This window comes from Streptococcus sp. LYSM12, assembly GCF_004569635.1.
In the GTDB taxonomy this organism is placed as follows: domain Bacteria; phylum Bacillota; class Bacilli; order Lactobacillales; family Streptococcaceae; genus Streptococcus.
In genome coordinates this window covers 1-8,335 of the sequence record NZ_SPOZ01000043.1, presented here as the reverse complement: position 1 = coordinate 8,335, position 8,335 = coordinate 1, and the positions used below count along the sequence as shown (strand labels likewise).

At 41.8% G+C, this 8,335-nt stretch carries 7 protein-coding genes; 6 read left to right on the top strand and 1 reads right to left on the bottom strand.

The window, feature by feature from the left end:
* Nucleotides 1-229 precede the first annotated feature (229 nt).
* The gene (locus E4T79_RS10355) at nucleotides 230-892 is read right to left on the bottom strand and encodes a trimeric intracellular cation channel family protein (protein ID WP_135030034.1); all 663 of its coding nucleotides are present in this window, start codon (nucleotides 890-892) and stop codon (nucleotides 230-232) included.
* Nucleotides 893-1,123: 231 nt separating this feature from the next.
* Between E4T79_RS10355 and E4T79_RS10350 the strand changes: the two genes are divergently transcribed.
* From E4T79_RS10350 to E4T79_RS10325, 6 genes are all read left to right on the top strand, one after another.
* Nucleotides 1,124-2,092 carry a thiamine pyrophosphate-dependent dehydrogenase E1 component subunit alpha gene (locus E4T79_RS10350; protein ID WP_135030032.1) on the top strand — a complete coding sequence of 323 codons (969 nt, stop codon included), beginning with the start codon at nucleotides 1,124-1,126 and terminating at the stop codon, nucleotides 2,090-2,092.
* Between the two features lie 77 nt (nucleotides 2,093-2,169).
* On the top strand, nucleotides 2,170-3,165 hold the full coding sequence (locus E4T79_RS10345; RefSeq protein ID WP_135030030.1) for an alpha-ketoacid dehydrogenase subunit beta: 996 nt from the start codon (nucleotides 2,170-2,172) through the stop codon (nucleotides 3,163-3,165).
* A 90-nt stretch (nucleotides 3,166-3,255) separates the two neighbouring features.
* Nucleotides 3,256-4,632: a dihydrolipoamide acetyltransferase gene (locus E4T79_RS10340; protein WP_135030028.1), complete on the top strand. Its 1,377-nt coding sequence runs from the start codon at nucleotides 3,256-3,258 to the stop codon at nucleotides 4,630-4,632.
* 133 nt (nucleotides 4,633-4,765) lie between these two features.
* Nucleotides 4,766-6,520, top strand: a complete 1,755-nt coding sequence (gene lpdA / locus E4T79_RS10335; protein ID WP_135030026.1) for a dihydrolipoyl dehydrogenase — start codon at nucleotides 4,766-4,768, stop codon at nucleotides 6,518-6,520.
* 344 nt (nucleotides 6,521-6,864) lie between these two features.
* Nucleotides 6,865-7,854, top strand: coding sequence for a lipoate--protein ligase (locus E4T79_RS10330; RefSeq protein ID WP_135030024.1), 990 nt, complete (start codon nucleotides 6,865-6,867; stop codon nucleotides 7,852-7,854).
* A 165-nt stretch (nucleotides 7,855-8,019) separates the two neighbouring features.
* On the top strand, nucleotides 8,020-8,335 hold a 316-nt coding region (locus E4T79_RS10325; protein WP_135030022.1), incomplete at its 3' end, for an IS630 transposase-related protein.

Below are 8,335 nucleotides of genomic sequence, written 5' to 3'. Positions count from 1 at the left end.
CGTCGCTTTCATATCGCTTCATCCAGTGTCTGATAGTATAATCAGACACTTGGTAGGTTTTCGTTAATTGACTGAGGGACTGCTTATGGCTCAGATACAACTGAAGGATTTCACATTTTTCTTCTACTGATTTTGGACTTCTTTTAGACATACGAAAACTCCCCTTATAGTGTCTAGTGAATTTTTGTTTTTTCACTGTCTACTATAAGGGGAGTATATCACTTTTAGTTCAGCCTCTTTTTGCTGGTTTCTCCATGTTTGGCAAATTGATCTGATATTTAATGACTAGGAGGCGGATGAGGAGGAAGATGAAGAAGAGGCTGATAAAGACAGGAATTCGGGTTAATTTCCAATCAAGGACGAGAATGTGGTAACTAATGCCTGTAAAAAGAGCAAGGACAGCATAGACATCTTCTTTTAATACAACCGGTGTTTCATTAACCAGCAGATCGCGGACAATACCGCCACCAACCCCTGTCAGAACCGCAAGAATACCAGAGGTCATAAAGTTAAGGCCTAACTCCACACCGGTGCTTGCTCCAATCAAGGCAAAGATGACCAAACCAATTGCATCAAAGACAAGGTTGGTCTTACTGAGAAACTGGTACAAGGTTTTGTCGCGTGGTGATTCATTTTTCTTCATGATGACAAACAGGTACATGATAATCGATACAAGGATGGAGAGGTAGATAGAAGATGGCTCTACAAGGGCGATAGGAACCTGATGGATCAAGGTATCTCGAATGATACCACCGCCAATTGCGGTAATGGTAGCCAGCAGGGTGATGCCAAAAATATCAAGTTTTTTCTTAAAGCCCTTAATCGTTCCAGAAACGGCGAATGAAATGGTACCAATGTAATTGCAAATCAATAAAAATAAATCGAAATCCATAGCGACCTCCGCGGTTATTTTATCACAAAATAGAGGAATATTCAATGGAAATAAAGTTTGTGAAAAAAAGAACATGCAGTCACAAATTGGGTGTGTGAAATTTGTGAAAAAAGGCACTAATTTAAGCTTTTTTTAAAGATAAAGCAAAAAGTAGAAAACGGTTAAATTATTTGCAATTTGTGAATTTTTGAATTATCATAGAGAAGAAACAGAATAACTTTGGAGGAAATTATGGTATCTATTTCAAAAGAAAAGCATTTGGATATGTTTTTAAAAATGCAACAAATCCGTGATGTGGATATGAAATTAAATAAACTTGTTCGCCGTGGATTTGTACAAGGAATGACCCACTTCTCAGTCGGAGAAGAAGCTGCTTCAGTCGGAGCGATTGCGGATTTGACGGACCAAGATATTATCTTTTCAAATCACCGTGGACATGGTCAGACCATTGCCAAAGGAATTGACATCAATGCCATGATGGCTGAGCTTGCTGGTAAAGCAACAGGCTCCTCAAAAGGACGTGGTGGTTCCATGCACTTGGCAAACCTTGAAAAAGGAAACTATGGTACAAATGGTATCGTTGGGGGTGGTTATGCCCTTGCAGTCGGCGCAGCACTTAGCCAGCAATACCTTGGAACAGACAATATTGTCATTGCTTTTTCAGGAGATTCAGCGACCAATGAGGGTAGCTTCCATGAGTCTATGAACTTAGCAGCTGTTTGGAATTTGCCAGTTATCTTCTTTATCATCAACAATCGTTATGGTATCTCAACAGATATTACGTATTCAACTAAAATCCCTCACCTTTACTTACGTGCTGATGCGTATGGTATGCCAGGTCATTACGTGGAAGACGGAAATGATGTCGTGGCTGTTTACGAGAAAATGCACGAAGTGATTGAGTATGTCCGTGCAGGAAATGGTCCTGCCCTTGTTGAGGTTGAATCTTACCGTTGGTTTGGACATTCAACTGCTGATGCAGGTGTCTATCGTACCAAAGAAGAAGTTGATGCTTGGAAAGCCAAAGATCCACTTAAAAAATACCGTGCTTACTTGACAGAAAACAAGATTGCAACAGATGAAGAATTGGATGCCATTGAAGCGCAGGTTGCAGAAGAAGTGGAAGCGTCTGTAGCATTTGCTCAAGGAAGTCCAGATCCAGACATTTCGATTGCTTATGAAGATGTTTTTGTGGACTAATTCCTCAAAATTTAAGGAAAAACAGCAAGCGTTCCCCGGTGGAACGACTAAGATTTGATATTTTCTAGGAGAAAAACATGACTGAAACAAAAGTAATGGCCTTGCGTGAAGCGATTAACTTGGCTCAAAGCGAGGAAATGCGTAAGGATGAGCGCGTCTTCTTAATGGGAGAGGACGTAGGAATCTATGGCGGAGACTTCGGTACCTCTGTTGGGATGTTAGAAGAATTTGGAGAAAAACGCGTCCGCGACACACCTATCTCAGAAGCTGCGATTGCAGGTTCAGCAGTCGGTGCTGCTCAGACAGGTCTTCGTCCAATTGTTGATTTGACTTTTATGGACTTTATTACGATTGCCCTGGATGCAATTGTTAACCAAGCTGCAAAAACCAACTACATGTTTGGTGGTGGCTTGAAAACACCGGTAACTTTCCGTGTAGCTTCTGGTTCAGGAATTGGATCAGCAGCGCAACACTCACAGTCCCTTGAAGCGTGGTTGACCCATATTCCAGGTATTAAGGTTGTTGCGCCAGGGACAGCCAACGATGCTAAAGGTTTGTTAAAATCGTCAATCTTGGATAACAACCCTGTCATCTTCTTGGAGCCCAAAGCGCTTTATGGTAAGAAAGAAGAAGTCAATCTTGACCCAGATTTCTATATTCCACTTGGAAAAGGTGAAATCAAACGTGAGGGGACAGATGTGACGATTGTGTCTTACGGTCGTATGTTGGAGCGCGTTCTTCAGGCAGCTGAAGAAGTCGCAGCAGAGGGTATCAGCGTAGAAGTCGTTGATCCACGTACTCTTATTCCTCTGGATAAAGAGTTGATAATCAACTCTGTTAAGAAAACTGGAAAAGTAATTCTTGTCAATGATGCTTATAAAACAGGTGGTTTCATCGGTGAGATTGCTTCTATTATCACGGAAAGCGACGCCTTTGATTACCTAGATGCACCAATTATTCGTATCGCTTCTGATGATGTTCCTGTTCCTTATGCTAACATTCTTGAAAATGCAGTATTACCGAATGTTGAAAAGATTAAGGCTGCAATTTACAAACAAGTGAATAAAGGGTAAAAGTGAGACAGACGGTTTTGGGATAGTTCAAGACCGTCGCTCCCTTGTTCTCTAACCGAAAGGAATAGAAAAAACGGAAAGGAAGATTACATGGCAATAGAAATTATCATGCCTAAACTCGGTGTGGACATGCAAGAAGGCGAAATCATCGAGTGGAAAAAACAAGAGGGTGATGTTGTCAATGAAGGCGATGTCCTTTTGGAAATGATGTCTGATAAGACCAGTATGGAATTAGAAGCTGAAGATTCAGGTGTCCTTCTTAAAATCGTTCACGGAAATGGTGCAATGGTGCCTGTGACAGAAATCATTGCCTATCTCGGAGCAGAAGGAGAAACTGTAGATGTCGTAACAAGTTCAGCTCCTGAAGTTGCTCCTGTTGAAACAGCACCTGTTGCAGTAGCTGCGGCTCCCGTGCCGGTCGCAAAACCTCAGGGTGGTGGCAAGGTGCGTGCGACACCAGCTGCTCGTAAATTGGCTAAAGACTTGGAGATTGATTTGGGACTTGTTCCAGGAACAGGCGCAAACGGTCGTATCCACAAGTCAGATGTTGAAGACTTCAAGGGGGCAGCTCCTAAAGCGACGCCACTTGCTCGTCGTATTGCAGCTGATAAGGGAATCAATCTGGAAGATGTTCTAGGGACAGGTGTCAATGGTAAGATCCTCAAGGAAGATGTGCTTGCAATGCTTGCAGCCAACCAACCAGTAGCGGCAGAACAAACTCCAGCTAAGGCAGTAGCAGAAAAACCAACTAAAGAATTGCCAGAAGGCGTTGAAATCATCAAGATGAGCCCAATGCGTAAGGCAATCTCAAAAGGAATGGTCAACTCTTATCTTACTGCGCCAACCTTTACGCTGAACTATGATATTGACATGACCAACTTGATGGCACTTCGTAAGCAAGTCCTTGAGCCAATTATGAACAAGACAGGTTTAAAAGTGACCTTTACCGACTTGATTGGTCTAGCGGTTACTCGTACGTTGATGAAAGAAGAACACCGCTACATGAATGCCTCACTTATCAACGATGCGCAAGAAATTGAACTACACAAATTTGTTAACCTTGGAATCGCTGTTGGTTTAGACGATGGCCTAGTTGTACCAGTTGTTCATGGTGCAGACAAGATGAGCCTATCTGAATTTGTTGTGGCTTCAAAAGATGTTATCAAAAAAGCCCAATCAGGTAAGTTGAAAGGCGCGGAAATGTCTGGTTCAACTTTCTCCATTACCAACCTTGGTATGTTTGGTACTAAGACCTTTAACCCGATTATTAACCAACCAAATTCAGCAATTCTTGGAGTCGCTTCAACTGTTCAAACGCCAGTTGTGATTGACGGTGAGATTAAGATTCGCCCAATTATGGCTCTCTGCTTGACCATTGACCACCGCATTATTGATGGGATGAATGGTGCCAAGTTTATGGTTGATTTGAAAAACTTACTTGAAAACCCATTGGAATTACTGATCTAAGAGTATTCAGAAAGTCCTAGACAAAAGGCGGCTGAACAGAAGTGGAACGCTTCGTCGTGAGACCCCCGTGTGGAAAGAAAATCAAGTAAGATTCGCTTGATGTAACAGGAATAATAAGAAAGGAAATATGATTATGGCAGTTGAAATTATTATGCCGAAACTTGGCGTTGACATGCAAGAAGGTGAAATCATTGAATGGAAAAAACAAGAGGGTGATGTGGTCAATGAGGGAGACGTTATCTTAGAAATGATGTCTGATAAGACCAGCATGGAATTGGAAGCAGAAGATTCTGGTATCTTGCTGAAAATCGTCCGTGGTAATGGTGAAACTGTTCCTGTAACAGAAGTTATCGGATATATTGGTGCAGAGGGTGAAGTGGTTGAAGCAGGAGTAACGCCAAAAGCAGACGTCATTCAAGCAACAGCGGACTTGAAAGCAGCAGGACTTGAAGTACCTGTGGCTCCAGCTACAGCACCCGTGGCACCAAAAGCAGAACTTGCAGCAGATGAATATGATATGGTTGTTGTTGGTGGCGGTCCTGCAGGATACTATGCAGCGATTCGCGGTGCACAATTAGGTGGAAAAATTGCGATCGTTGAGAAATCAGAATTTGGTGGAACATGCTTGAACAAAGGTTGTATTCCAACGAAAACTTATCTCAAAAATGCAGAAATCCTTGACGGCTTAAAGATTGCAGCTGGTCGTGGTATTAACCTTGCTTCAACGAACTACACCATTGACATGGATAAGACTGTGGACTTCAAAAACTCAGTTGTGAAGACATTGACAGGTGGAGTACAAGGCCTGTTGAAAGCTAACAAGGTGACGATTTTCAATGGTCTTGGTCAAGTAAATCCTGATAAGACTGTAACGGTTGGGAGCCAAACAATCAAAGGTCGTAGCATCGTGCTTGCGACAGGTTCAAAGGTATCACGCATCAATATTCCAGGAATTGATTCGAAACTTGTCTTGACGTCTGATGATATTCTTGATCTTCGTGAGATTCCTAAAACCCTTACTGTTATGGGGGGTGGAGTTGTCGGAGTGGAGCTTGGACTTGTCTACGCTTCATATGGTACAGAAGTAACTGTTGTGGAAATGGCGGATCGCATTATCCCAGGTATGGACCGTGAAGTGTCGATTGAGTTGCAAAAGGTTCTTTCTAAGAAAGGTATGAAGTTCTTGACTTCTGTTGGTGTATCTGAAATTATCGAAGCCAACAACCAATTAACAATCAAATTGAACGACGGCTCAGAAATCGTATCTGAAAAAGCCCTCCTTTCTATCGGACGTGTGCCACAACTGGCAGGTCTTGAAAATCTGAACCTGGAGATGGATCGTGGACGTATCAAAGTAAATGCCTACCAAGAAACATCCATTCCAGGTATCTATGCGCCGGGTGATGTCAACGGTACGAAAATGTTGGCTCACGCCGCTTACCGTATGGGAGAGGTGGCAGCTGAAAATGCAATCAATGGTAATCACCATAAAGCGAAATTGGACTTCACACCGGCAGCCGTGTATACACATCCAGAAATTGCAATGGTTGGTTTGACAGAAGATCAAGCTCGTGAGCAATACGGCAACGATATCTTGATTGGGAAATGTAGCTTTAATGGAAATGGTCGGGCAATCGCTTCAAACGAAGCACATGGCTTTGTAAAAGTTATTGCAGATAAGAAATATCATGAAATCCTTGGCGTGCACATCATTGGTCCAGTAGCAGCTGAAATGATTAACGAAGCAGCGACTATCATGGAATCAGAATTGACAGTTGATGATGTTGCAGCATCTATCCATGGACACCCAACTTTCTCAGAAGTGATGTATGAAGCTTTCTTGGACGTTTTAGGAGTGGCTATCCACAACCCACCAAAACGCAAATAAAGCCCTAAAAGGAGGTAATCACCTCCTTTTTTATAGTCTTTCAACAGCAACTTTTCCATTCTTGCTTCCCCTTTTCGAGCGTTGGGTTAGAGGAGGCTAGCCTTGCTTTCTTTATCCTCAAACAGTCACAATTCTCAATGATGAAAGCTCATCAGATGCTGATTTTTACTAGAGGATGATTTCGAGATGTTGCTTCCCCTCAATCCTTTAGTTCTATCGCAAAGCAAAGCATAAATAGGCATGCTTATGGTGTTGTTTTTGCTGGATGAGGGACAATACCAATCACTTGTATTTTGAGAGCGTTTGCCCTATACTAGATAGAGATAGAAAATGAGGAGTATACTATGAAATACATTGTCAATAACAGCAATGATCCTGCTTATAATATTTCCCTAGAGGCCTATGCTTTTAAGGAATTAGTCCATATTGATGAAATTTTTATTTTATGGATTAATGAGCCTGCTATTATCATTGGAAAACACCAAAATGCTATTCAGGAAATCAATAAGGAGTATACGGATACCCATGGGATCCATGTTGTTCGTCGCTTGTCAGGTGGAGGTGCTGTCTATCATGATTTGAATAATTTGAACTACACCATTATTTCTAACAAGGCAGATGAGGGAGCCTTTGATTTCAAGACTTTTTCAAAACCAGTCATTGATACGCTGGCAACCTTAGGCGTTAAAGCTGATTTTACAGGACGTAACGATCTTGAAATTGACGGCAAGAAGATTTGTGGAAATGCCCAAGCTTATGCCAAAGGTCGTATGATGCACCACGGTTGTCTGCTATTTGATGTGGATATGACCGTTTTGGGAGATGCTTTGAAAGTCAGCAAGGATAAGATTGAATCAAAGGGAGTTAAATCAGTCCGTGCGCGTGTGACCAACATTTATCAGGAATTGCCAGAAAAAATGACTGTTTTAGAGTTCAAGGATGCCATTTTGAACCAAATGAAGCAAGAATACCCTGATATGGATGAATATGTCTTATCAGAGAATGAACTGAACCGCATCCAAGAAATTCGGGATACCCAATTTGGAACTTGGGATTGGACTTTTGGTCAGACACCTGAATATACAGTGGAGAGAAGCGTGCGTTATCCTGCAGGAAAAATTACGACCTATATCAAGGCAGAAAAATCAGTCATTGAATCGATTAAGATTTACGGTGATTTCTTTGGAATTGGTGATGTCGCAGATATTGAGGAGTTACTGGTCGGAACGCGCTATGAATATGCAGATGTGCTTGCAAAACTCCAAACAATCGATACGACCTACTATTTTTCACGCATGACGACAGAAGAAGTTGCAAAAGCTATTGTAGCTTAATCTTGAGTAGGAGGCTGGTCAATCAGCCTCTTTTTATATCGTTGAAGGTATGGCATCCCTTTGGAGGTGTGGCTTAATATAGTCGTTCCGTTTATCTTTTATAGTCATTTAGTTTATATTTTTATACTCCTTTAGTTTATAAACAGTATATGGTATAGTAGTTATATGGCATATGATTTAGATTTTAGGAACCGAGTATTAGAATACGTAACTGCTGGTCACAGCAAAAAAGCAACCTGTGCGCTTTTTGGCATTAGCACAAACACACTTTACGTTTGGGAAAAACAACTTTCAGAACAAGGGCATCTAGAGCGGAAAAAACGTGTTGCTAAGTCTCGCAAAATTCCCCTAGAGCAGTTGGAAGCCTATGTTCAACAGCATCCAGATGCTTTTTTACGAGAACTAGCAGAACATTTCAACTGTCGTATCTCCTCTGTTTGGGCAGCCCTCAAACAGCTCGCTATCACTTTAAAAAAAGACG

Coding starts and splice junctions, on each gene's coding strand:
- E4T79_RS10355 (WP_135030034.1), bottom strand. CDS start 892: ATGGATTTCGATTTATTTTTATTGATTTGCAATTACATTGGTACCATT.
- E4T79_RS10350 (WP_135030032.1), top strand. CDS start 1,124: ATGGTATCTATTTCAAAAGAAAAGCATTTGGATATGTTTTTAAAAATG.
- E4T79_RS10345 (WP_135030030.1), top strand. CDS start 2,170: ATGACTGAAACAAAAGTAATGGCCTTGCGTGAAGCGATTAACTTGGCT.
- E4T79_RS10340 (WP_135030028.1), top strand. CDS start 3,256: ATGGCAATAGAAATTATCATGCCTAAACTCGGTGTGGACATGCAAGAA.
- lpdA (WP_135030026.1), top strand. CDS start 4,766: ATGGCAGTTGAAATTATTATGCCGAAACTTGGCGTTGACATGCAAGAA.
- E4T79_RS10330 (WP_135030024.1), top strand. CDS start 6,865: ATGAAATACATTGTCAATAACAGCAATGATCCTGCTTATAATATTTCC.